Genomic DNA, 24,570 nt, shown 5'->3' on the forward strand with positions numbered 1-24,570 from the left:
ATCGGCGCCCTCTTCATGCTGATGCTGCTGGCGGCGGTGCTCGTCAGTGCAATCGGCGTGGTATGGACGCGTCACGAGAGCCGTGTGCTGTTCGTCAATCTGACCGCACTGCAAAACCAGCGCGACGAGTTGAATATCGAATACGGAAAGCTCGAACTGGAGCAGGCCACCTATGCCGAGCCGCGCCGCATCGACGATGAAGCCCGACAGAAGTTGGGCATGGTCGATCCGCGCCCGCAAGACGTTCGGTTGCTGAGATGAAAGTGCGCAAGTCATTCATGCCCGCCCCGCCAGTACGTCGTCGCAGCGTCGGCCCCAGTGCGCGTCGGCGCATGGTGGTGGTGGTCAGTCTGCTTGGTCTGGTGTCTGCGGCGCTGGTCGCGCGCGCGTTCGATCTGCAGGTGGTGCGCAAGCAGTTCTATCAGCGTCAGGGCGATGCACGCTTCCTGCGCGAAGTGCCGATTCCGGTCTCGCGCGGCACCATTTTCGATCGCAACAACGAGCCCTTGGCGGTGTCGACGCCAATGATGTCGATCTGGGCCAACCCGTCCGAAGTGCTCGACAACGACGAGCGCATTCCTGCACTGGCGCAGGCGTTGGGCGTGGATGCGGACGGCCTGAAGGCGCAACTGGCGCAGCGTTCGGATCGCGAGTTTGTCTATCTGCGCCGGCAGATGGCGCCGGCGGCAGCGCAGGCGGTGCTTGATCTGGGTATTCCGGGGATCAACGGGCAGCGCGAGTTCAAGCGCTACTACCCGTCCGGTGAGGTGACCGCGCACGTACTCGGTTTCACCAACATCGACGACCGTGGTCAGGAAGGTCTGGAACTGGCCTATGACGAGTGGCTGGCCGGCAAGCCGGGTGCCAAGCGGGTGATTCGCGACCGCATGGGGCATGTCGTCGAAGACCTCGAACAGGTGCGCGCGCCGAAGCCGGGCCAGAACCTCACGCTGAGCATCGATCGTCGCATCCAGTTTCTTGCCTACAACGAGCTGAAGAACACGTTGGAGAAATCACAGGCCGATTCCGGCTCGATGGTGGTGCTCGACGTGCGCACCGGCGAAGTGCTGGCGATGGTCAATCTGCCGACCTACAACCCGAACGCGCTCAGCGGCAGCAAGCCCGGCCAGCGGCGCAATCGCGCGATGACGGATGTGCTGGAGCCGGGTTCGACGATCAAGCCGATCCTGATGGCGGCTGCTCTGTCCAGTGGCAAGTTCACTCCAACCAGTCCGCTGATCGATACCACCGGTGGGCACTGGTTCTTCCAGGGTCATGACATCCACGACACCCATAACTACGGGGTTTTGACACCGACGGGTGTGATCACCAAATCCAGCAACGTCGGCGCCGCACACATCGCGATGCAGCTCGATACGTCGCTGATGTATGACACCTATCGTGCCTTCGGTTTCGGCAACAGCACCGAAAGCGGCTTCCCTGGTGAGGCTTCCGGCTATCTGCGCATCGGTCGTGACTGGCGCCCGCTCGAAAAGGCAATTCTCGGTTACGGTTACGGCCTCAATGTCACCGTGCTGCAGTTAGCCAACGCCTACGCCACCATCGCCGATGCTGGCGTCATGCACAGCCCCACCTTCATCAAGGGCAGTGACAGCCCGGCCAAGCAGATCGTCTCGCCCGAGGTGGCGCACGAGTTGTTGCAGATGATGGAGACGGTGACCGGACCGGGGAGTACCGGCACCATGGCGCGTATCGCCAACTACAGCGTGGCCGGCAAGACCGGTACCGCGCACAAGGCCAATGCCGGAGGCTATGCCAAGAGCAATTACACCTCGGCTTTCGCCGGCATCGTGCCCGCTTCCAACCCCCGGCTTGCAGCGGTGGTAGTGATCGACAATCCGCAGAAGGGCAGCTACTACGGCGGCACCGTATCCGGTCCGGTCTTTGCCAAGGTGATGGAGGGCGCGCTGCGACTGCTTGACGTGCCGCCGGACAATATCGGTCGCTGGTATGTCGGCGGTCCGCTGCAGAGTCCGGACGGACTGGTCGGCAGCAAGCCGCCGGTCGACGCGCCAATTGACGACGCGCCGGTAGATGGAGATGAACAATGAACGTCGGCCATCTCGACCAGCTGCTGCTGGGCATCGCCGACGCGCAACTTGCCGCGGCGCCGGAAACGGCGCGCATGAAGGTGGATGGGCTGGCGCTCGATTCGCGCCGCGTGCAACGCGGTGATGCATTTTTTGCCTTGCGTGGCAGCCAGGCCCATGGCACTGCTTTTGCTGCGGCTGCCGTGCAGCGTGGCGCGCGGGTCGTGCTCGCCGAAGCGCCGATGACCGAGCAGGCGGCGGCGCTGGATGTGCCGGTGTTGTGGATTGATGGGCTGCACACGCAAGTTGGCGAGATCGCCGCGCGTTTCTATCAGCGGCCCAGCGAATCGTTGCGCATGGTTGGTGTCACCGGCACCAATGGCAAGACCTCGTGCGTGCAATTGCTGGCGCAGGCGCTGACCTTGCTGGGCCATCGCGCGGCGTCGATCGGCACGCTGGGTGCCGGCCTGCACGGTCAGCTGCATGAAGGCGAGCGCACCACACCCGATGCGATCAGCGTGCAGGAGCAACTGGCAGCGTTTCGCGACAATCGCGCCAGCCATGTGGCGATGGAAGTTTCCTCGCACGCGCTGGTGCAGGGGCGGGTGGCTGCTGTCGATTTTGAAGTGGCTGCGTTTACCAACCTCACCCGCGACCATCTCGACTACCACGGCAGTATGGAGTCCTATGGCGCTGCCAAGGCGCGGCTGTTCACCTGGCCCGGGCTGCGCAGTGCGGTGGTCAATACCGATGACACCTTCGGTCGCAGTCTGCCAACGCAGCTGCCGCAGGGCGTGCAATTGTTGCGCTTCAGCGCCGCCGGCGACAGCGAGGCGGAGATCGCCGCCAGCGCCATCGTCACTTCCGCCGAGGGCCTGGCTTTCCACTTGCGTACGCCGTGGGGCAGCCGGGTTATTCGCAGCCAGTTGATCGGCCGTTTCAACGTGGCCAATTTGCTGACCGTGGTGGGCTGTCTTGGTGCGCTGGGCGAGTCGTTCACGCAGATCATTGAAGTGCTTGCCCGGTTGCAGCCGGTGAACGGACGCATGAGCCGCCTCGGTGGCGTTCGTGGCCAGCCGCTGGTCGTGGTCGACTACGCCCACACACCGGATGCGATTGAGCAGGCATTGAGCGCTGTACGTGCACATTGCGCGGGAAAGTTGATCTGTGTGTTTGGCTGCGGCGGTGAGCGTGATGCGGGCAAGCGTCCATTGATGGGCGAGATCGCGGCGCGACTCGCCGACGTGGCGATCGTCACCGACGACAACCCGCGTGGCGAAGACGGCGATGCGATCGTGGCGCAGATCGTTGCCGGCATGACGGCAGCGCCGGCGATGGCGGTCGAACGTGATCGCGCAGTGGCGATCGCCAATGCGCTGGCGCTGGCGGGGCCGGGCGATGCGGTGCTGATTGCCGGCAAGGGCCATGAAACCTATCAGGACGGTGCGACCGGCAAGCATCCTTTCGATGACCTGCAGGTGGCGCGCGCAGCTTTGGAACAGTTGCCGCGGGAGCACTGCGCATGATGGCCCTGGGTACCGTTGCGATGTGGACCGGCGGCCGCCTGCTGGCGGGTGATGTCGAAGTCACTGGCGTGGCCATTGATACACGCAAGCTGAAGCAGGGCGACCTGTTTGTGGCGATCAAGGGCGAGCATGTCGATGGTCACGACTATCTCGCTGAAGCGGCGGCGCGTGGCGCGGTGGCCGCGATGGTCACCCGCAAGGTCGACAGTGAACTGCCCCAGGTGCTGGTCAACAACGCCGAGCTGGCGCTGGGTGATCTGGCCAGTGCGGTGCGTGCACAGCGTGACGTGCGCGTGGTGGGGATTACCGGTTCCAACGGCAAGACCACGGTAAAGACGCTGGTTGCCTCGATTCTTTCGCGGCACGGTCGCACCCATGTCAGCAGCGGCAACTACAACAACGAATTGGGCCTGCCGTTGAGCCTGCTGGCGATGCCGGTCGACACCGAATATGCGGTGTTCGAGATGGGTGCCGGCAAGCCCGGCGACATCGCGTATCTGGCTGCCATTGCACGGCCCGATATCGGCCTTATCACGCTCATTGCGCCGGCGCATCTTGAGCGTATGGGCAGTATCGAAGGCGTGGCCGAAACCAAAGGTGCGCTGTATCAGGCGTTGCCGGTCGATGGTGTGGCGATCGTCAATGCTGACGACGCCTTCGCCAACTTCTTCGTCGGCCTGGCCGGAACGCGTGAAGTGATGCGCTTCGGTCTGGATCATCAGGCAGATGTCGGAGCGGACATCATCGAGCTGCGTGTGGATGGCTCGCACTTCGTGTTGAGTACGCCGCAGGGCGATGCCGAAGTCGTGTTGCCGCTACCGGGTCGGCACAACATCGCCAACGCGCTGGCTGCCGCGGCCGTGGGGCTGGCATTGCAGGTGCCGCTATCGACCATCGTCGCGGGACTGGAACAGTCGCATGGCGTTGCCGGTCGCCTGCGTCGCGAAGTGGCTGCGGGTGGCTGGACGCTTATCGACGACAGTTACAACGCCAATCCCAGTTCGATGGCGGCGGCGATCGACACCTTGCTGCTCGCCGGCGGCGAGCGCTGGCTGGTGCTGGGCGACATGGCTGAGCTGGGAGCAGACGCGCATGCGCTGCATGCCGGTATTGGCGCGCTGGCGCGCGAGCGTGGGGTTGAACGCTTGTATGCCGTGGGTTCGCTGGGCAGGGCAACGGTCGAAGCGTTCGGTGAAGGTGCCATCCACTTTGAGAACCAGCCTGCGCTGATTGCAGCGCTGCAGGCGCAGTTGCATCGCGGCGTCACCTGCCTGGTGAAGGGCTCGCGTTCGGCCGGTATGGAGCAGGTTGTTGCTGCGCTGCTGGGTAATGCAGACAAGAACAACGGGGGTGCCTCGCATGCTGCTTGAGTTGGCGGACTGGATGGCACGGCATTTCACCGCCTGGCATCTGTTCCAGTACATCACCTTCCGCACGATCATGGCGGCGCTGACTGCGTTGTCGATGTCGCTGCTGTGTGGGCCGTGGCTGATCAACCGACTGGCGGCGCTGAAGGCAGGTCAGGTAGTGCGCAGCGACGGTCCGCAGACGCATCTGGTCAAGGCCGGCACACCGACCATGGGCGGCGTGATGATCCTGCTGTCGGTCACCGTGTCGACCCTGCTCTGGGCCGACCTGCACAACCGCTACGTATGGGTGGTGCTGGCCGTTCTGTTGAGCTTCGGTGCGATCGGCTTCTACGACGACTATCGCAAGCTGGTGTTGAAGGACAGTCGTGGGCTGGCCAGCCGCTGGAAGTATTTCTGGCAGTCGGTGTGCGGCCTTGGTGCCGCGCTGTTTCTGTACTACACCGCGCCACATGCCACTGCGGGATTGCCGGTGGCGGAGACCGCGCTGTACGTGCCGCTGTTCAAGCACGTGGTGTTGCCGCTGGGCCTGTTCTTCATCGTCATCACCTATTTCATGATCGTCGGCTTCTCCAACGCGGTGAACCTTACCGACGGTCTGGACGGTCTGGCGATCATGCCCACCGTCCTGGTTTCCGGTGCGCTCGGCGTGTTTGCCTATCTCGCTGGCAACAAGGTTTTCTCCGAATACCTCGGCATTCCGTCGATTCCGGGCGCGGGTGAACTGGCAATCTTTACCGGCGCGCTGGCCGGTGCAGGTCTGGGCTTCCTGTGGTTCAACACCTATCCGGCGCAGGTGTTCATGGGTGATGTGGGCGCACTGGCGATGGGCGCCGCGCTGGGCTGCGTCGCGGTGATCGTGCGTCAGGAAATGGTACTGCTGGTGATGGGTGGCGTGTTCGTGATGGAGACCGCGTCGGTGATGATCCAGGTGGCCAGCTTCAAGCTCACCGGCAAGCGTGTCTTCCGCATGGCGCCGATCCATCACCACTTCGAATTGAAGGGCTGGCCCGAACCTCGCGTGATTGTGCGTTTCTGGATCATCAGCGTCGTGCTGGTGCTGATCGGTCTTGCCACGTTGAAGGTGCGCTGATGCCGATCTTCGACGCCGCCACTCAGGCCAAACGTCGCACCGGACCGCGCGGCAGCTTCGATCTGTGGTTGCTGGTCGCGCTGATCGGGCTGGCCAGCGTGGGCGTGGTGATGGTGACGTCGAGCTCGATCTCGGTAGCCGACAGCCAGCACATCGGTGCGTTCTACTTCCTGAAAAAGCACTTGCTGTTTCTCGGTATCGGCCTGATCGCCGCCGGCGTTGCCATGCGCACCGAGTTGAAGCTGCTGGAAAAGTTTGCCTTCCCGTTGCTGGCGCTGGCCTTCCTGCTGCTGCTGGCGGTGTTCGTGCCGCACTTCGGGATGCGCATCAATGGTGCGCGACGCTGGCTCAACTTGCTGGTCACCACGTTCCAGCCGGTCGAAGCGGTGAAGCTGATTCTGGTGGTCTACGTGGCCAGTTATCTGGTGCGTCACCGCGAAAGTGTGGAGACCCGTTTCCTTGGCCTGTTCAAGCCGGTGATGGTGGCGGGTCTGATCGTGCTGTTGCTGCTGGCGCAGCCGGACTTTGGTTCCGCCACGCTGGTGATCGCGGTGACCATCGCGATGGTCTGGCTCGGCGGTGCGCGACCGATCTTCCTGTTCCTGATGGGCTTGCCGTTGATGCCGTTGCTGTACATCGCAGCGACCGGCGAGAGCTACCGCATGAAGCGGCTCACCTCGTTCATGGACCCGTGGAAGGACCCGTTCAACGACGGCTTCCAGCTGACCCAGTCATTGATGGCGATTGGTCGCGGCGAATGGACGGGCGTCGGTCTGGGCTCCAGCGTGCTGAAGCTGTCCTATCTGCCCGAAGCGCACACCGATTTCATTTTTGCAGTGATCGGCGAGGAGCTGGGACTGGCCGGCGTGATCCTGGTGATCAGCCTGTTCGGGCTGGCGGTAGGGCGTGGTTTGTACATCGGATTGAAGGGCGTTGAAGTCGGTCAGCGCTTCGCCGGCTACGTCGCCTTTGGCATCTCGTTGATGCTGGCGATGCAGGCTTTCGTCTCGGTCGGCGTGAACCTTGGCGCGTTGCCGACCAAGGGCTTGACCTTGCCGCTGATCAGCTACGGCGGCTCGTCGATGGCGCTGACCTGCGCGATGGCCGGTGTGTTGCTGCGTGCCACTTATGAAATCAATCGTGCACTGGACGCGCGGCAAATGGCTACGCGGATGCCAGCCGCTGTCGCAGCTGCGGATGTGAATGACGCAAACAAGTCGCGCGAGGCGGTACCCGCATGACCGCGCAGCGTCCCGTATTGATCATGGCCGGCGGTACCGGTGGTCACATTTTCCCGGGCCTCGCGGTGGCCGACTGCCTGCGCGCGAAGGGGGTGCCGGTGGTTTGGCTGGGCGCGCTCGGCGGCATGGAGACCACGGTAGTGCCGGCCCATCAGATCGAACTGCACACGGTTGCGGTGGGTGGCCTGCGCGGCAAGGGTTGGAAGACCCGACTGCTGGCGCCGCTGATGTTGTTGCGTTCGCTCATCGCATCGCTGGCCGTGTTGCGCCAGGTGAATCCGCGCAGCGTGTTGTCGATGGGTGGCTATGTCGCCGGCCCCGGTGGCGTGGCTGCATGGTTGTTGCGTCGACCGCTGCTGGTGCATGAGCAGAACCGCGTAGCTGGATTCACCAATCGCAAACTCGCCGGCCTGGCACAGCGCGTGCTGGCGGGTTTTGCCGATGCCCTGCCGCACGCCGAATGGGTTGGCAATCCGGTGCGTGATGCGATCGCAGCGCTGCCGCCGCCGGCGCAGCGCATGACGGGCCGTGATGGCAAGCCGCGCTTGCTGGTACTGGGCGGCAGCCTGGGCGCGCGTGCGCTGAACCTCGCGCTGCCGCAGGCGCTGGCGCTGCTGCCGGCGGAACAACGTCCTGACGTGCTGCACCAGTGCGGCACTCGCGGATTGGACGAGGCGCGTGCCGCCTATGAGAAAGCCGGCGTGCAAGCCGAGGTGGTTTCATTCATTGACGACATGGCGGCAACTTACGGGTGGGCTGACCTTGCCGTGTGCCGCGCGGGTGCGTTGACCCTCGCCGAGCTGGCTGCGGTGGGACTGGGCTCCGTGCTGGTGCCGTTTCCGCATGCAGTAGACGACCACCAGACGCGCAATGCCGAAGTCATGGTGGCCGTGGGCGCGGCTGAACTGATGCAGGAGAGTGAGCTGGACATACAGATTTTGTCGCAGCGGCTGGAGTCGCTGCTGGGTGATCGCGAGCGCTTGCTGGCCATGGCCGAGGCCGCGCGCACGCTGGCCAAGCCGGATGCCGCGAATGTGATTGCGCAGGCTTGCCTGGAGGTCGCCGCATGACGCCGCGTCGATTGCACTCGCATGAAGATCCGATGAGCACCTTCCGTCGGGTTCACTTCATCGGAATCGGCGGCGTCGGCATGAGTGGCATCGCCGAGGTACTGCACAATCTGGGCCATGCCGTGTCCGGTTCCGACCGGGCAAATTCGCCGACCGCACAGCGGCTGCAGAAGCTGGGCATCACCGTGCACGTCGGCCATGCGGTGGAGAACATCGGCGACGCCGACGTGGTGGTGACGTCCAGCGCAATCAGGCAGGACAACCCCGAGCTGGTCGCTGCCCGCGAGGCGCGCATTCCGGTGATTCCGCGTGCGGAGATGCTGGGCGAACTGATGCGCTTCCGCCGCGGCGTGGCGATTGCCGGCACCCACGGCAAGACCACCACGACCAGTCTCACCGCCAGCGTGCTGGCCGAAGCGGGTTACGACCCGACCTTCGTGATCGGCGGTCAGCTCAACGCCGCCGGTGCGAATGCGCGGCTGGGCACCGGCCAGTATCTGGTTGCCGAGGCCGACGAATCCGATGGCTCGTTCCTGCTGCTGTCGCCGGTGATCGCGGCGGTCACCAATATCGACGCCGATCATCTGGAGAACTACCACGGCGATTTTGCCGAGGTGAAAAAAGCCTTCGCCGACTTCCTGCACCGGTTGCCGTTCTATGGCCTGGCCGTGCTGTGCGTTGATGATGCGGAAGTGGCGGTGTTGGCCAAGTCGACCACACGCCGGGTGATGACTTACGGCATCGACACGGTGGACGCCGATGTGCGCGCGCTCAACGTGAGCCAGCACGGCTTCGAGATGCATTTCGATCTGCAGCTGCCTGGGCGCGACGAACTACTGCCGGTGAAGCTCAATCTGCCGGGTCGGCACAATGTGCTGAATGCGTTGGCGGCGGCAGCCATCGGCTGGCAGCTCGGCGTTGAGGCTGCTGCGCTGGCGCGTGCACTGGAGAACTTCGAGGGCGTGGGTCGTCGTTTCCATCGGCGCGGTGAACTCGCGCTGGACCACGGCAGTGTGTTGCTGATCGACGACTACGGCCATCACCCGCGCGAACTTGCTGCCGTGTTTGCTGCCGCCCGCGGCGGCTGGCCGGAGCGTCGTCTGGTGGTGGGTTTCCAGCCACACCGCTACAGCCGCACTCGCGATCTGCTGGATGACTTTGCCAACGTATTGGCTGAAGCCGACGTGCTGGTGTTGACCGACGTGTATCCCGCGGGCGAAGCGCCGATCGCCGGTGCCGACGGACGCGCGCTGGCGCGTGCCGTGCGTGCGCGCGGCAAGGTCGATCCAGTGCTGGTCGAACATCCGCGTGATCTGAAAGACAGCCTGCCGGCGCTGCTGCGCGACGGCGATTTGTTGATGCTGCTCGGTGCCGGTGACATCGGCGCCGCAGCGGTGGAACTGGCCCAGCTGGGTAACCTGAGGACACACAAGTGAGCGCGAACCCCAGCATGGCCAGAATCACCGATGCCGCCCAGTTCGGCCGCGTCGCCGTGGTGATGGGTGGCAGTTCGGCTGAACGTGAAGTGTCGCTGGACTCCGGTCGCAATGTGCTCGAAGCGTTGCGGGCGCGCGGCATCGACGCGCAGGCCATCGATGGCATTCCGGCGTTGCTCGATGCGCTGCGCGCCGGCCACTTCGCGCGCGTGTTCAACATTCTGCACGGCCAGCATGGCGGTGGTGAGGATGGCGTGCTGCAGGGCGCGCTGGAATCGCTGCACGTGCCCTACACCGGTTCAGGCGTGCTCGGCTCGGCGCTGTCGATGGACAAGACCCGCTCCAAGCGCGTGTGGCAGTCGCTCGGTCTGCCCACGCCGAAGTTCGTGGCGTTGCCGCGTGGCGCCGACGTGCATGCGGCAGCGCGTCAGGTGGGCTTTCCGTTGATCGTGAAGCCGGCCTGTGAAGGTTCCAGCGTGGGTGTCACCCGCGTGTTCGATGCTTCGCAGCTGGAACAGGCCGTGGAGTTGGCAGCGAAATATCCGGGTGACCTGCTGATGGAAACCCTGATTGAAGGCGATGAGCTCACCGTCGCCATCCTTGGTCGGCAGGTGCTGCCGTCGATCCACATTGTGCCGAAGGGCGCGTTCTACGACTACAACGCCAAGTACATCGCCGAAGACACCTTGTATCTGTGCCCCGGCCAGGAGGGCGAGGCGGAAGCGGAGTTGCGTGTGCTGGCGTTGCAGGCGTTCGACGCGCTCGGTTGTGCCGGTTGGGGCCGGGTCGACGTGATGCGTGATCGCGCCGGCCGCAACTGGCTGCTGGAAGTGAACACCGCCCCGGGCATGACCTCGCACTCGTTGGTGCCGAAGGCCGCCGCGGTAGAAGGCATCGACTATCAGGAACTGTGCTGGCGCGTGCTGGAAACCAGTTTTCGGGAGGGCTTGTGAAGGGAGCCGTCCGCCTCGCTGCCTGGTGTCTGGCCATGGTCCTTGTGGCGCTGCCGATCGTTGGCCTGTTGCGCGGCTGGTTCGCCGCGGATCGCTGGCCGGTGACGCAATTGACTGTGCAGGCTGAATTCAAGCATGTCAGCGAAAGCGACATCCGCGCCGCCGTGGGTCCGCGCTTGGGCAAGGGCTTCTTTGCGCTGGATCTGGAGGGTGTGCAGAAAGCCGTGGCAGCGCTGCCGTGGGTGGAGTCGGTCGAGGCGCGCAAGCGCTGGCCGGACACTTTGCAGTTGCGTATCTATGAGCGCCAGCCGTTCGCGCGCTGGAACGACAAGCAGTTGATCAGTCGGCAAGGGCTGGTATTCGATGCGCCCGGCATGGACAACCTCGGCGAGCTGCCGGGATTGCATGGCCCGGACGCGCGGCTGGCCGAAGTAGTCAGTTTCTACGCCGATACGCAGAAGGCCTTCGCCGGCACGCACCTGCAGATCAGCGGCGTGGCGCTGACCGAACGCGGTAGCTGGAGCATCACTACCCGCAGTGGTGCGCAAATCGTGATCGGTGATCGCGAAGAAGCTGGCCGCCGTCTGCGCCGTTTCCTCGAGGTGTATCCGCAGCTGATCGCCGGGCACGCCGATGGTTTCGCCTACGCCGATCTTCGCTACACCAATGGATTCGCCGTGCGCTGGCCGCAAGCGGCCGCCGTCAACGCTGGAGGTTCGCCTCGCACATGAGCATTTCCCTATGAAGCCGCGCAACGACAAGCAGCTGGTCGTCGGTCTCGATATTGGCACCTCGAAAGTGGTGGCGATTGTCGGCGAGTACGAGCCGGGCGAGCCGATCACCGTGATCGGTATCGGCACCCATGTATCGCGCGGCATGAAGCGCGGCTCGGTGGTCGACATTGAATCCACCGTGCATTCGATCCAGCGCGCGGTGGAAGAAGCCGAGCTGATGGCTGGTTGTGACATCCGCTCGGTCTACGCATCGATTTCCGGCAGTCATCTGGAAACCCGCAACTCGCACGGCAACGCGGCCATCCGCGACCGCGAGGTCACCGCCGCCGATCTGGAACAAGTGCTGGAAGCGGCCAGCGCGGTGGCGATTCCAGCTGATCGCAAGGTGCTCTACAAGGAGTCGCAGGAATACCGTATCGACGGCCAGGATGGCATTCGCCATCCGGTCGGCATGAGCGGCGTGCGGCTGGAAGCGAACGTGCATCTGGTCACCGGCGCGGCGGCGGCCGTGCAGAACATCACCAAGTGCATCCAGCGCTGCGGCTTGACCGTGGACGAACTGGTGCCGTCCGCGCTGGCCAGTGCCAAGGCGGTGCTGACTGACGACGAGCGCGAACTGGGCGTGTGCCTGGTCGACATCGGCGCCGGCACCACCGACATCGCGATCTACACCCAGGGTTCGATCCGCTATACCGCCTCGCTGCCGGTCGGTGGCGATCAGGTCACCAGCGACATTGCCTACGGCGTGCACACGCCCACCGCGCATGCCGAGGAAATCAAGATCAAGTACGCCTGCGCGCAGACCGGTCTGGCGCATGCGGAGGAAACCATCCAGGTGCCCAGCGTCGGCGATCGCCCGCCACGTCGGCTCGCCCGGCAGTCGCTGGCGCAGAGCGTACAGGCGCGCTACGAGGAGATTTTCGAGATGGTGCAGGACCAGTTGCGCCGCTCCGGCTACGAGAGCCTGGTGGCGGCCGGCGTGGTGCTGACCGGTGGCGCTTCAAAGATGGAAGGCGCGCTGGAACTGGCCGAGGAAATTTTCCACAAGATGGTGCGCATCGGCGTGCCGCAACAAATTGATGGGCTCGGCGACGTCGTCTCCAGTCCGCTGCATGCCACCGGCGTGGGCCTGCTGCTGCACGGCGCACGCGCTGGCGGCATGCGGGTAGGCGGACAGGTGGGCGGCAGCGTCGGTGGGCTGGTCGGCAAAGTGCGCGGCTGGCTGACCCGGAATTTTTGAGCAAAAGGTTTCGGATGACGCAGGAAGCGTCATCCCGGGTGGAGGGATTCCACCCATCACCATGGACCGACAGGAGTCGTCACCCATGGTTAAAACGACAACAACTCTACGGAGGACGGGAAATGTTTGAACTGATCGAAAAACTCGCACCTAATGCAGTCATCAAGGTGATCGGCGTGGGCGGCGGCGGCGGCAATGCCGTGGCACACATGTTGAACTCTCACATCGAAGGCGTGGAATTCGTCGTCGCCAACACCGACGCCCAGGCAATGACCAGCTGCGGCTCGCGAACCCACCTGCAACTCGGTGGCAACGTGACCAAGGGTCTCGGCGCCGGCGCGAACCCCGAGGTCGGCCGTCAGGCCGCACTGGAGGACCGTGAACGGATCGAGGCGATGCTGGAAGGTGCCGACATGGTGTTCATCACCGCCGGCATGGGTGGCGGCACCGGTACCGGTGCGGCACCGGTGGTGGCACAGCTGGCCAAGGAGAAGGGCATCCTCACCGTGGCGGTGGTGACCAAGCCGTTCCCGTTCGAAGGCCGTCGTCGCATGCAGGTTGCGCTGAAGGGCATCGAAGACTTGTCCCAGCATGTCGACTCGCTGATCACCGTACCGAACGAGAAACTGCTCAGCGTACTTGGCCGCGAAGTCACCTTGCTCAACGCGTTCAAGGCCGCCAATGACGTGCTGCAGGGCGCCGTGCAGGGCATTGCCGACCTGATCACCGCCCCAGGCCTGATCAACGTCGACTTCGCCGACGTGCGTACCGTGATGTCCGAAATGGGCCTGGCGATGATGGGCTCGGGCACCGCCCGTGGCGATGATCGTGCCCAGGCCGCGGCCGAGGCGGCGATCAAGAACCCGCTGCTGGAAGACGTCAACCTCAACGGCGCTTGCGGCATTCTGGTCAATGTCACGGCGGGTCCGAACCTGACCATGCGGGAATTCGACGAGATCGGTCGGATCATCCACGACTTCGCCAGCGAAGACGCCACCGTGGTGATCGGTACCTCGCTCGACCCCGAGATGAAGGACGACGTGCGCGTCACCGTGGTCGCCACCGGCCTCAACCGCGCCATCGCCTCGCGCCAGCAGCCGCCAATCCGCATCGTGGAAACCACCCAGCAGGTGCAGATGCGCCCGCGTCCGGTGGTGCTGCGTACCGGCACCGGCAACGAAGTGGTCGACTACGCCCAGCCGGACGTGGTGCACGCCAACCAGGGTCGGACCGAGTCGGCGCCACCGGCGAAGCACGCCGAACCGGGCTTTGACTACCTGGATATCCCGGCGTTCCTGCGTCGACAGGCGGACTGAAACGGAGAAGCTCCCGCAGGCTGACTTTCCAACGACGGACTTCTGACAGATTGTGCAAGTCAGTGGAAGGCGCGAAAGTAGTGAACGAACGTGCGCTGGGCCGGTCATTGTCGGGTTGGTTGCGTATCGCCCGACAGGTGGGCGGCGCGATCGCCAGGCAAGGTCCGCAGGCTAGTAGCAAGGTTTTGCTGCCGTGCGGGTCGTTCACCGTCATGTCGCCAGGTAGTGCTGCGCACCAGGATGGCGCGTGGCCAGCCATCAAAGTTTTGTCGTGATGGCAGGCTCGATGTCCCGTACCGGATTCCCGTCCCAGGTATGGGGCATCGCGTCGCTGCATCGTTGCAAAAGGGAAAGGGGGTGTTTGCTCCTGGCCTCAGGGCAGAAAGCCCATCAGGCTTAATCAGACTGTACGGTACGGTTTGCTTTTATCACAGGTTAAAACTGTGTTAGCATCCGCTCCTGATTGGCTGCTGCCTACACAGGTACCAACAAAAATGATCAAGCAGCGTACGCTCAAAAATATCATCCGGGCGACCGGTGTCGGCCTGCACACCGGCGACAAGGTGTACATGACCTTGCGGCCTGCGGCGCCAAATACCGGCATCGTTTTCCGACGAACCGACCTCGATCCGCCGGTGGACATCCGTGCGCGTGAAGACAATGTCGGTGATACCCGGCTGTCGACCACCCTGGTCAACGGTGATGCCCGCGTGTCCACGGTTGAGCACCTGCTCTCGGCGATGGCTGGCTTGGGCATCGACAACGCTTACGTCGACCTGTCCGCGCCGGAAGTGCCGATCATGGATGGCAGTGCCGGTCCGTTCGTGTTCCTGCTGCAGTCTGCCGGTATCGAAGAGCAGAACGCGGCCAAGCGTTTCATTCGGATCAAGAAGCCGGTGAAGGTGCAGGAAGGCGACAAATGGGCCAGCTTCGAGCCGTTCGAGGGGTTCAAGGTAGGCTTCTCGATCGACTTCAACCACCCGATCATCAGCCCGCGCACCTCGCGCGCCGAGATCGATTTCTCCACCACGTCCTTCGTCAAGGAAGTGAGCCGGGCGCGTACGTTCGGCTTCATGCGCGACATCGAAATGTTGCGTGAGCGCAACCTGGCATTGGGTGGCTCGATGGACAACGCCGTGGTGCTGGATGACTACCGCGTACTCAACGAAGACGGCCTGCGCTACGAGGACGAATTCGTCAAACACAAGATTCTGGACGCCATCGGTGACCTTTACCTGCTTGGTCACAGCCTGATTGGTGCCTATCATGCGCACAAGTCCGGTCATGAGCTGAACAACAAGCTGTTGCGTACACTGATGGCCGATGCCTCGTCGTGGGAAGAAGTCAGCTACCACGACGATCCGGCGACTTCGCCGATCTCGTATGCGCATCCTGCGCAGGCCATCTGAGGTTCCAAACCTCTGTTCGGGACAAATCAAAAACGGCCGTGTCGCGAGACACGGCCGTTTTCGTGATGGGAAGCCTGTTCTGAAGGCGGCCGACTTCACGTTCCGGAAGGTCGGGGTTCATCTCTTAACAAACGACATGCTATAAAACCCGTCACCGAATCGGCGGGTGTCGACTTCAGCTCGTTTCGGAGACAGGGGAATCAGCGGTTTCGGCGAGGGACGCCAGCTCAAGGAACAGTGCCCGCAATTCGGGGTCTGTGAATGACGCGGCGGCCGCCACCAGGTGGGCGGCAGCGGCAAGCGAGAGCGGTTTCGATCGATCCGGCGGTGTGGCGGCCGGTGTTGGGGGAACTACTTTCACGGTGACTGAACTGGCGTGTGTGCCGATGGCATGTGCGGCGGCAAGGATCTGTGTCTGCATCAAGCGCAGACGCGATGCCCAGCCCGGTGAAGACGCCAGAAAGACGAGGCGGTCGTTGCGCAGGTTGGCGAATCTCACCTGCTCGCGCAATGGCGATGGCAACGTCTGGCGCAAGGCGCGATCCAGCGCTTCCAGTGACGCAGCCTTGCGGGCCAGCGTCGCGAAGGAGCCGCAATCGGCAAGGGACTTCGGTCCGTTGTTGCTGCGGCGGGAAGTGGCCGGGGTCACGCGTTGCATGGTGCCGGAAATCGATCTTGGAAAGACATGCAAATCATACTCGTATCACGTGCCAGGAAATTGCCGAAAACCCTTGATCTGGCGGATCGTCGCCTGCGCTGGAAGCTGGTTTCGCTCTTGTCGCTGGCCGTGCTTGGCTGCATGGGCGCAGGCGTTGCGCTGGCCTTGCTGGTCGCCAGTCCGCGGGATCGTTCGCTGGCTGACATTCGCTCGTTGCAGCAGGAAATCGGTCAGCAAAAGTCCGCGTTGAGTGGCGTGCGCGATGAGGCGCGGCGTGGCATGGATGCGCTGGCAGTCAAGCTGGGTCAGTTGCAGGCGCAGTCAACCCGGCTGAACGCCCTGGGCGAACGGCTGGCTCAGGTCGGCAAGCTGGATGCTGGCGAGTTCAACTTCGATCAGCAGCCTGCGCTAGGTGGCGTCGAGGACGCCAGTGGATCTGCCTACGCGCTGCCGCCAGCGCTGGACGACAGCATCGAACAGCTGGCGCGGCAGTTTGACAGCCAGCAGGCGCAGTTGTCCGCACTGCAGAGCTTGTTGCTGGACGCACGCATCGAATCCAACCTGAAACCCACCGGGATGCCGGTACCCGGCTATATCTCGTCGTATTTCGGCGTGCGCGCCGATCCGTTCGACGGCCGTTCCGCCCGGCATACCGGGTTGGATATCTCGACACCCTACGGAACATCCGTGCATACGGTGGCTGAGGGCATGGTGACGTTTGCCGGTGTTCGTCATGGCTATGGCAACGTGGTCGAAATCGACCATGGAAACGGCTACATGACCCGTTACGCGCACAACAGTGCACTGGTGGTACGGCCGGGTCAGCACGTGCAGGTGGGTGACGTGATCGCCAAGGCCGGTTCCACCGGCCGGTCGACCGGCTCGCACGTGCATTTCGAGGTCTGGTATGACGGCCGCGTGATCAATCCGCTGGCCTTCGTGCGCAATCACCGCTGAAACCATCAAGCAACGGCCATCCCTTGAATCGCGCGCCAGTCGGCGCCATTCAGGATGGCGGGCGAGGCGCGGTGCCAGCGCAAACGCCCCTGCCAGCCCGGCCTGACGGACGGTGCCAAGTGGGCATGTAGTAACATGTCCGATTGGCCTGCACCTGATGTGGGCGTTCCAATTCTCCAATCCGGAAATTCGATGTTCAACCGTGCCCTTACGAGCCTGTTTGGTAGCCGCAACGAGCGCGTATTGCGCCAAATGTCCAAGACCGTCAGTCGCATCAACGCGCTGGAGCCCGAATTCGAAAAGTTGGGTGACGACGCGTTGCGGGGCAAGACCGACGAGTTCAAGCAGCGCGTCGCGGCAGGTGAATCGCTGGACAAGCTTCTGCCTGAGGCTTTCGCTGTTGTTCGCGAGGCGGCCAAGCGTACTCTCGGCATGCGTCATTACGACGTGCAGATGATCGGCGGCATCGTGCTGCATCAGGGCAAGATCGCCGAAATGCGCACCGGTGAGGGCAAGACCCTGGTCGGTACGCTGCCGGTCTACCTCAATGCGCTGGCCGACAAGGGCGTGCACGTGGTTACCGTGAACGACTATCTGGCACGCCGCGACTCGGCGCAGATGGGCAAGCTCTACAACTTCCTCGGCCTGCAGGTCGATGTGGTGTACCCGGGCATGGACCACGCCGACAAGCATGCGGCGTATGCGGCTGACATCACCTACGGCACCAACAACGAATTCGGTTTCGATTATCTGCGCGACAACATGGCGCTCAGCAAGGAACAGCGCTACCAGCGCGGCCTGCATTACGCCATCGTCGACGAGGTCGACTCGATCCTGATCGACGAGGCGCGCACGCCGTTGATCATTTCCGGTCCCGCCGAGGACTCGCCGGACATGTATCTGGCAGTCAACAAGATCGTGCCGCGGATGATTCGGCAGGCTGAGGAAGACAGCGAAGGCGACTACTGGGTCGACGAGAAACAGAAACAGGTGCATCTGTCCGAGGCGGGCATGCAGCACGCTGACGAATTGCTGCGCGCCGCCGGCGTGATCGACGAGGACAGCGGCCTGTACGACTCCAAGAATCTCGGTGTCGTCCATCACCTCAATGCGGCATTGCGTGCCAATGGCATCTACCAGCGTGACGTGGACTACATCGTCCGCGACGGCGAGGTCATCATCGTCGACGAATTCACCGGTCGCACGCTGGCCGGTCGGCGCTGGTCCGATGGACTGCACCAGGCGGTCGAGGCGAAGGAAGGCGTGCCGATCCAGCGCGAGAACCAGACGCTGGCCACGGTGACGTTTCAAAACCTGTTCCGCATGTACAAGAAGCTGGCCGGCATGACCGGCACAGCTGACACGGAAGCGTTCGAATTCCAGAGCATCTACGGTCTGGAGGTGGTGGTGATTCCCACCCACAAGCCGATGATCCGCAAGGACAACCCGGACATGATCTTCCTGTCGCAGACGCCGAAGTACAACTCGGTGATCGAGGACATCAAGGACTGCCACAAACGCGGCCAGCCAGTGCTGGTCGGTACTACGTCGATCGAGGTATCCGAGCTGCTCTCCGGTCTGCTCAACAAGGCCGGTGTGACACATGAAGTGCTGAACGCCAAGCAGCATGAGCGCGAAGCGCACATCGTCGCCCAGGCTGGTGCGCCCGGACAGGTCACCATTGCCACCAACATGGCTGGTCGCGGTACCGACATCGTACTGGGCGGCAGCCTCGAAGCCGCGCTTGCTGCGCTGCCGGAAGGCGCCAGCGAAGTCGATCGCGCGCGTGCCAAGGCCGAGTGGAAGAAGTTGCACGAGCAGGTGCTCGCGGCCGGCGGCTTGCACATCATCGGTACCGAGCGCCACGAGTCGCGCCGTATCGACAACCAGTTGCGTGGCCGTTCCGGCCGTCAGGGCGATCCGGGTTCCTCGCGTTTCTACCTGTCGCTGGAAGACAACCTGCTGCGTATTTTCGGTGGCGAGGGGCTGGTGCGCTGGATGAAGCGCTTCGGCATGAAGGACGACGACGCGTTGGAAGATCGCATGATCAGCCGGCAGATCGAAAAGGCCCAGCGCAAGGTCGAGCAGCACAACTTCGACATCCGCAAACATCTGCTGGAATTCGACGACGTCGCCAACGACCAGCGCAAGGTGATCTATCGCCAGCGTGATGAACTGCTCGACGGTGAAGAGGTGCACGCAACCGTGGCGGACATCCGCGAGGACGTGGTGCAGTCCATGGTGCGCGCCTATGTGCCTGACGACAGCATCGACGAACAGTGGGACCTGGCCGGGCTGGATCGCGAGCTTGAAAGCGAAATCGGTCTGTCGCTCGACCTGAAGACGTGGATCGAGCAGCAGCATGAAATCGACGCGAAGATGATCCTCGAGCACGTGCAGGGCGCAGTCAACGAACTGTTTGCCGCGAAGGAGGCGCAGATCGGGGCTGAGACCATGCGTCAGCTTGAGAAGCACGTCATGCTGACGGTGGTCGACAATGCCTGGAAGGATCACCTGGCCAGCATGGATTACCTGCGCCAGGGCATCAATCTGGTCGGTTATGCGCAGCAGGACCCGAAACAGGCGTTCAAGCGCGAATCGTTCAAGTTGTTCTCGGGCATGCTCGATCGCATCAAGTCCGAAGTGACCCAGATGCTGGCACGCATCCGCATTCGCAGCGAAGAAGAAGTGGTGGCCATGGAAGCGGAGCAGCAACGCCTCGCTGATCGTTTGCAGCAACAGATGCTGGCGTCGGGTGGCGGTGCGCCGCCGGCTGGTGCTTTTGGCGGTGGCGAGCCGGTCGATGCGTCGGCCGTGGGTGCCGGCATGCGTCTGGCGCAATCGCAGGCGCAACATGACGGCCCCAAGGTCGGTCGCAACGAGCTATGCCCTTGCGGTTCCGGCAAGAAGTACAAGCACTGCCACGGCCAGCTCGCCTGAGTCGTGTGTGCAGCGCATGAAAAACCCCGCCTCGGCGGGGTTTTTTTTGGCGTGGAGTAGCTCAGTCCTCGCCGCCCGGTGGGCGTTTGCGGTGCGGCTCGGCGTCGACGGTGATGTAACGCGGTTCACCCTCGTCCAGTTGCAGCGCGGTGAGTTGTCCGCCCCAGACGCAGCCGGTATCGATGGCGTACACACCCAGTCCGGCAAAGCGACCCAGCGCCGACCAGTGGCCGCTGACAATGCGGGTGTCGCGCCGGCGCATGCCGGGCACCGAGAACCACGGATACAGCCCCGGCTTCTGCGTACCTGGAACGCCCTTGGCATCGAAGTCGATGCGGCCATTGACATCGCAGTAGCGCATGCGCGTCGTGGTGTTGATCGTGGCGCGCAGGCGGTCCAGGCCCTGCAGCCGCGCCGACCACACGGCCGGACGATTGCCGAACAGGTTGCGCAACAGGCGCGGGTGTCGCGGGCTGGATAGCTCACGCTCGACATCCTGCGCAGCGCGCAGCGCCTGACGCAACGTCCACATCGGCGCCAGCCCGGCATGCACCATGGTCCAGTTGAGTTGCTCGTCGTGGTGCACCAGCTTTTGCGAACGCAGCCATTCGAACAGCACGGGGGCATCTTCGGCGAACAATACTTCGCGCAATTCCGGATTCACCCGTGCCTGCGCATCGGGCTTGCGCTGGGCAATGGCCAGCAGGCTGAGGTCGTGGTTGCCAAGGGTGATGGTGGTGGATTCGCGCAGGCTGTGGATCAGTCGCAGGGTGTCCAGCGACTGGCCACCGCGATTGACCAGGTCACCACAGAACCACAGTTGGTCCTGCGCTGGATCGAAGCGCAGTTTTTCCAGCAAACGTTGCAATTCCGGATAGCAGCCCTGCACGTCACCGATTGCGTACGTAGCCATGTCAGTGCCAGGCCTTCAATGCAGCGTACGCGGGATGGATAGCGTGAAAGTCGGAATAGGGGCGTCGAATTCCGTACCGTCGTCCGCCAGCATCAGGTAGCTGCCGCCCATGGTGCCGACTGACGTTTCCAGAACGGCGCCGGAGGTGTATTCGAAATCCTCGCCCGGACGCATCCAGGGCTGTTCGCCCACGACGCCTTCACCGCTGACTTCCTCAACCTTGCCGTTGGAATCGGTGATCATCCAGCGTCGGGCGAGCAGGCGCGCAGGCATGGCGCCCGCATTGCGCAGCGTGATGGTGTAGGCGAAAACGTAGCGATTGTCACCCGGTTTCGACTGGTCCGGAACGAAGCGGGTCTGGACCTGCACATCGATCGTGTAGGAAGGCTTTTCAGTCATGTTGCGATTGTACGGCCTGCCGCCATGATTGGGTGGCGTTGCATCGCACGCGTTGAATCAACGTTCGCTGTAGACCTTGGCCAGTCGTACGAAATCCGCTGGCGACAGTGTCTCGGCGCGCGCACGCGGGTCCACGTCGGCGCGACGGATAGCGTCGGCGTCGAGCAACTGACCCAATGCGTTGGAGAGGGTCTTGCGGCGCTGTCCGAACGCGGCCTTGACCACGCTGTAGACGTCCTCGGGTTTCGCGTCGTGCAATTCTTCCGGCGCCAGTGGCAGCAGCCGAACCACTGCCGAGTCGACCTTGGGTGGCGGGCGGAAGGCTTCGGGCGGCACTTCGAAAAGAGGTTCCACCCGACACGCCAGTTGCAGCATCACGGACAGCCGTCCATACGTCTTGCTGCCGGGCGCGGCAGCCATGCGGTCGACCACTTCCTTTTGCAGCATGAAGTGCATGTCCTGGATGGCCGCGGCATGTTCGACGCAGTGAAACAGGATCGGGCTGGAGATGTAGTAGGGCAGATTGCCGGCGATGCGCAGCCGCGGCACGCCATGGCTGTGCGCCATGGCACTGAAATCGACGTTAAGCACGTCGGCGTGAACGATGTGCAGTTCACCCACGCTGGCCGCACGCGCCTGCAAGCCGGGGATCAGGTCGGTGTCCAGTTCGATCGCCGTAAGTTTGCCGGCGGCGGCGAGCAGCGGCAGGGTCAAGGCACCTTCGCCCGGCCCGATCTCGACCATGAAATCTTCCGTTCGCGGCCTTATCGAGCTGACGATGCTATCGATGTAGCGGCGGTCATGCAGGAAGTGCTGGCCAAAGCTTTTCTTGGGGCGGGCGTTCATTTGATCGATGTTTCCGGAATCAGTGGCCCCTCGCCTCGCTCGTCTCCCCGAGGGGGAGAAGAGCGACGTGTTGCGCTGCGCGCCACGAGCTCCAATGCCATCTTCGTGGCGGCAATCAGGCTGGATGGATCGGCCTTGCCGGTGCCGGCAAGATCCAGCGCGGTACCGTGATCGACCGAGGTGCGAATGAAGGGAAGGCCAAGTGTGAGGTTTACCGTGCGGTCGAACGCTTCGCTCTTGAGTACCGGCAGTGCCTGATCGTGATACATCGCAACGACGGCATCGTAATGCTGGCGTTGGGCCGGCACAAAGGCGGTGTCGGCCGGCAGCGGCCCGAGCAGCTGCATGCCTTGGCCGCGCAGCGCTTCCAGCACGGGAATCAAGGTGTCGATCTCTTCGTGGCCAAGATGGCCGCCTTCGCCGGCGTGCGGGTTCAGGCCAAGCACGGCGATGCGTGGTTCACTCACCCCGAATTTGCTGCGCAGTTCGGCGTGCACGATGCGTAACGTTCGAGTCAGGCTGGCGGGTGTGATCGCGGCGGATACGGCGGCCAGCGGCAGATGAGTAGTCACCAGTGCCACGCGCAGCTCGGGACTGGCCAGCATCATCACCACGTCGGCGTGCGCGCGTTCGGCAAAGAACTCGGTATGCCCACTGAAAGGAATGCCTGCATCGTTGATGGATGCTTTCTGCAGCGGCGCGGTGACCAGGGCGTCGTAACGTCCGCTCATGCAGCCATCGGCCGCTTCGGCCAGTGTGGCGAGTACGTGGCCGGCATTGCGTGCATCAGGTTGGCCGGGAATTTCCGCAACGCCCAGCGGCGTGTGGCGCACGCGCAGCGTGCCCGGCGTTCGCTCGTGGATGTCCGAACCATCATCGTCAATCAGCGTGATGGCTGACGAGCAGCGCAAGGCCGCGCGTTGCAGTAACGCGCGGTCAGTGATGGCGATGAAGTTGGCTGGCAGCGAAGTCGCTGCCAGCCGGATCAGCAGTTCGGGGCCGATGCCCGCCGGCTCTCCGGCAGTAATGGCAAGCCGGGGCAGCCGCGTAGCGTCCAAAGTCGCTTACGGCGACTTGGCGGCAGCCTGGTCGTCTGCGCTGCGCAGCTCGGGTACCAGGATGTTGATGTAGGCGTTGGAACGCAGGTCACGCAGATAATCGTCATAAACCTGTTCGGACTTGCGCGTGCCAATGGCTTGGCGCGCCTGGTCACGAGCGATCTGCACGGTCTGGTCAGACTGGCGTTCACCCAGCCGCTGCAGAATGTGCCAGCCGGCCTCGCTCTGGAAGGGCTTGGATATCTCGTTGTCCTTCAGCTGGGCGAGCTGGGTTGCGATGGTCTTGCCCCAGGCGTCCTGCCGGAACCAGCCCATGTCGCCGCCGACGTTGGCCGAGGTGTCGTCCTTTGAGTACTCCTTGGCCAGCGTGGCGAAGTCTTCGTGCTTGTCGACGATGCGGTGATACAGGTCACGTGCTTTCTGTTCAGCCTGCTCCGGGGTCACCAACTCGCTCGGGCGAATCAGGATCTGCCGGGCATGCAGTTCGGTGACCATCGTGCGGTTGTTCTCGCGCTGACCCATCAGCTTGAGAATGTGGAAGCCGGTCGGCCCACGCAGGGCTGGACTGACTTCGCCGGCCTTCATGGTGGCAATCGTGTCGGCAAATGCCGGCGGAATCTCATCCATCCGGCGCCAGCCGAGGTCGCCGCCATCCAGTGCGTCTGAAGCGTCCGAATAGCGGATCGCGGCAGCGTTGAAGTCCATGCCGCCCTTGATCGCGGCCAGCGCCGCTTCGGCCTTGGCTTGGGCGGTCTGGATAGCCGCGGCATCACCGCCGGCGGGGATGCTGATCTGGATGTGTGCCAGATGCACTTCGCCGGCTTTGTAGGTCGGGCTGCTGAGCAGGTTGTCGATTTCGCTGTCGGTCACCGACACGGAGTCCTGCACCACGCTTTGGTGCAGACGCTGCACGGTGATCTGGTCGCCGAGCTGCTCGCGGAACGCGGCAAAACTGCTGCCGCTGCGCTCGACCTCTGCACGCAACTGTTCAGGGGTGAGATTGTTCTGCTGTGCCACGCCCTGAACCGCCTGATCAATGTCGGCGCTGGAGACACGGATACCCTGATCTTGCGCCTTCTGGACTTGCAGGCGCATCAGTACCAGCCGGTTGAGTACCTGCTGCTGCAGCACGTTCATGGGCGGCAGCTGCTCGGTGTGGCCGGCGTACTGCTGCTGTACCGAGGCCACCGCTTCGTTCAACTGGCTCTGCAGGATCACATTGTCGTTGACCACCGCCACGATCCGGTCCAGCGGCTGGCTGGCCGGAGCGGCCGAGGTCAGCAACTGGGCGTGAGCGGGCAGCATGATCGCGAATGCGAGTAGCAGGGATGCGAGGGTTTGCTTCATCAGTAAAAAGCCTGGT

At 63.4% G+C, this 24,570-nt stretch carries 21 protein-coding genes; 15 read left to right on the top strand and 6 right to left on the bottom strand.

From position 1 onward, the window contains the following. From ftsL to lpxC, 13 genes are all read left to right on the top strand, one after another. The gene (gene ftsL, locus PY254_RS05610) at window positions 1-261 is read left to right on the top strand and encodes a cell division protein FtsL (protein ID WP_281015164.1); all 261 of its coding nucleotides are present in this window, start codon (window positions 1-3) and stop codon (window positions 259-261) included. A 17-nt stretch (window positions 262-278) separates the two neighbouring features. Continuing rightward, window positions 279-2,072 (top strand): peptidoglycan D,D-transpeptidase FtsI family protein, encoded by a 1,794-nt coding sequence (locus PY254_RS05615; RefSeq protein ID WP_281014493.1) that lies wholly within the window; start codon window positions 279-281, stop codon window positions 2,070-2,072. Beyond that, the gene (locus PY254_RS05620; RefSeq protein WP_281014494.1) at window positions 2,069-3,577 is read left to right on the top strand and encodes a UDP-N-acetylmuramoyl-L-alanyl-D-glutamate--2,6-diaminopimelate ligase; all 1,509 of its coding nucleotides are present in this window, start codon (window positions 2,069-2,071) and stop codon (window positions 3,575-3,577) included. Before PY254_RS05615 ends, PY254_RS05620 begins: the two co-directional genes overlap by 4 nt. Then, a complete protein-coding gene (gene murF / locus PY254_RS05625; protein ID WP_281014495.1) occupies window positions 3,574-4,947 on the top strand; it encodes a UDP-N-acetylmuramoyl-tripeptide--D-alanyl-D-alanine ligase in 1,374 nt (457 codons plus the stop codon). Before PY254_RS05620 ends, murF begins: the two co-directional genes overlap by 4 nt. Next, window positions 4,937-6,037, top strand: coding sequence for a phospho-N-acetylmuramoyl-pentapeptide-transferase (gene mraY / locus PY254_RS05630; protein ID WP_281014496.1), 1,101 nt, complete (start codon window positions 4,937-4,939; stop codon window positions 6,035-6,037). The genes murF and mraY overlap by 11 nt, the downstream gene beginning before the upstream one ends. Continuing rightward, entirely contained in the window at window positions 6,037-7,278 is a 1,242-nt protein-coding gene (ftsW, locus tag PY254_RS05635; protein ID WP_281014497.1) for a putative lipid II flippase FtsW, read from the top strand. Before mraY ends, ftsW begins: the two co-directional genes overlap by 1 nt. Further along, window positions 7,275-8,348, top strand: coding sequence for an undecaprenyldiphospho-muramoylpentapeptide beta-N-acetylglucosaminyltransferase (murG, locus tag PY254_RS05640; RefSeq protein WP_281014498.1), 1,074 nt, complete (start codon window positions 7,275-7,277; stop codon window positions 8,346-8,348). The genes ftsW and murG overlap by 4 nt, the downstream gene beginning before the upstream one ends. Continuing rightward, window positions 8,345-9,784 carry a UDP-N-acetylmuramate--L-alanine ligase gene (gene murC / locus PY254_RS05645; RefSeq protein WP_281014499.1) on the top strand — a complete coding sequence of 480 codons (1,440 nt, stop codon included), beginning with the start codon at window positions 8,345-8,347 and terminating at the stop codon, window positions 9,782-9,784. The genes murG and murC overlap by 4 nt, the downstream gene beginning before the upstream one ends. Window positions 9,785-9,798: 14 nt before the next feature. Continuing rightward, complete coding sequence (locus tag PY254_RS05650; RefSeq protein ID WP_281014500.1) at window positions 9,799-10,737, top strand: D-alanine--D-alanine ligase; 939 nt, start codon at window positions 9,799-9,801, stop codon at window positions 10,735-10,737. Continuing rightward, entirely contained in the window at window positions 10,734-11,468 is a 735-nt protein-coding gene (locus tag PY254_RS05655) for a cell division protein FtsQ/DivIB (RefSeq protein WP_281014501.1), read from the top strand. The genes PY254_RS05650 and PY254_RS05655 overlap by 4 nt, the downstream gene beginning before the upstream one ends. A gap of 10 nt (window positions 11,469-11,478) precedes the next feature. Next, window positions 11,479-12,711 (top strand): cell division protein FtsA, encoded by a 1,233-nt coding sequence (gene ftsA / locus PY254_RS05660; RefSeq protein WP_281014502.1) that lies wholly within the window; start codon window positions 11,479-11,481, stop codon window positions 12,709-12,711. 122 nt (window positions 12,712-12,833) lie between these two features. Next, window positions 12,834-14,027, top strand: coding sequence for a cell division protein FtsZ (gene ftsZ, locus PY254_RS05665; protein ID WP_281014503.1), 1,194 nt, complete (start codon window positions 12,834-12,836; stop codon window positions 14,025-14,027). Window positions 14,028-14,521: 494 nt separating this feature from the next. Further along, window positions 14,522-15,436, top strand: a complete 915-nt coding sequence (gene lpxC, locus PY254_RS05670; protein WP_281014504.1) for a UDP-3-O-acyl-N-acetylglucosamine deacetylase — start codon at window positions 14,522-14,524, stop codon at window positions 15,434-15,436. A 175-nt stretch (window positions 15,437-15,611) separates the two neighbouring features. Here lpxC and PY254_RS05675 read toward each other — a convergent pair whose 3' ends face one another. After that, complete coding sequence (locus PY254_RS05675) at window positions 15,612-16,094, bottom strand: DciA family protein (protein ID WP_281015165.1); 483 nt, start codon at window positions 16,092-16,094, stop codon at window positions 15,612-15,614. Between the two features lie 27 nt (window positions 16,095-16,121). Here PY254_RS05675 and PY254_RS05680 point away from each other — a divergent pair, with 27 nt between their 5' ends. Together PY254_RS05680 and secA are read left to right on the top strand one after the other, a co-directional pair. Next, a complete protein-coding gene (locus PY254_RS05680) occupies window positions 16,122-17,051 on the top strand; it encodes a M23 family metallopeptidase (protein ID WP_281014505.1) in 930 nt (309 codons plus the stop codon). A 192-nt stretch (window positions 17,052-17,243) separates the two neighbouring features. Then, window positions 17,244-19,991: a preprotein translocase subunit SecA gene (secA, locus tag PY254_RS05685; protein WP_281014506.1), complete on the top strand. Its 2,748-nt coding sequence runs from the start codon at window positions 17,244-17,246 to the stop codon at window positions 19,989-19,991. A gap of 61 nt (window positions 19,992-20,052) precedes the next feature. On the opposite strand, the gene PY254_RS05690 is transcribed toward secA, so the two are convergent. Genes PY254_RS05690 through PY254_RS05710 form a run of 5 tightly spaced genes read right to left on the bottom strand, consistent with a single transcriptional unit; the run spans window position 20,053 to window position 24,554 of the window. Beyond that, entirely contained in the window at window positions 20,053-20,904 is an 852-nt protein-coding gene (locus PY254_RS05690; protein WP_281014507.1) for a symmetrical bis(5'-nucleosyl)-tetraphosphatase, read from the bottom strand. A gap of 15 nt (window positions 20,905-20,919) precedes the next feature. Then, entirely contained in the window at window positions 20,920-21,303 is a 384-nt protein-coding gene (gene apaG / locus PY254_RS05695; protein WP_281014508.1) for a Co2+/Mg2+ efflux facilitator ApaG/CorD, read from the bottom strand. Between the two features lie 57 nt (window positions 21,304-21,360). Next, window positions 21,361-22,149, bottom strand: coding sequence for a 16S rRNA (adenine(1518)-N(6)/adenine(1519)-N(6))-dimethyltransferase RsmA (gene rsmA, locus PY254_RS05700; RefSeq protein ID WP_281014509.1), 789 nt, complete (start codon window positions 22,147-22,149; stop codon window positions 21,361-21,363). Further along, the gene (gene pdxA / locus PY254_RS05705) at window positions 22,146-23,207 is read right to left on the bottom strand and encodes a 4-hydroxythreonine-4-phosphate dehydrogenase PdxA (protein ID WP_281014510.1); all 1,062 of its coding nucleotides are present in this window, start codon (window positions 23,205-23,207) and stop codon (window positions 22,146-22,148) included. Before pdxA ends, rsmA begins: the two co-directional genes overlap by 4 nt. 6 nt (window positions 23,208-23,213) lie before the next feature. After that, window positions 23,214-24,554: a peptidylprolyl isomerase gene (locus PY254_RS05710; RefSeq protein ID WP_281014511.1), complete on the bottom strand. Its 1,341-nt coding sequence runs from the start codon at window positions 24,552-24,554 to the stop codon at window positions 23,214-23,216. Window positions 24,555-24,570 lie beyond the last annotated feature (16 nt).

It is taken from the genome of Rhodanobacter sp. AS-Z3, assembly GCF_029224025.1.
In the GTDB taxonomy this organism is placed as follows: Bacteria; Pseudomonadota; Gammaproteobacteria; order Xanthomonadales; family Rhodanobacteraceae; genus Rhodanobacter.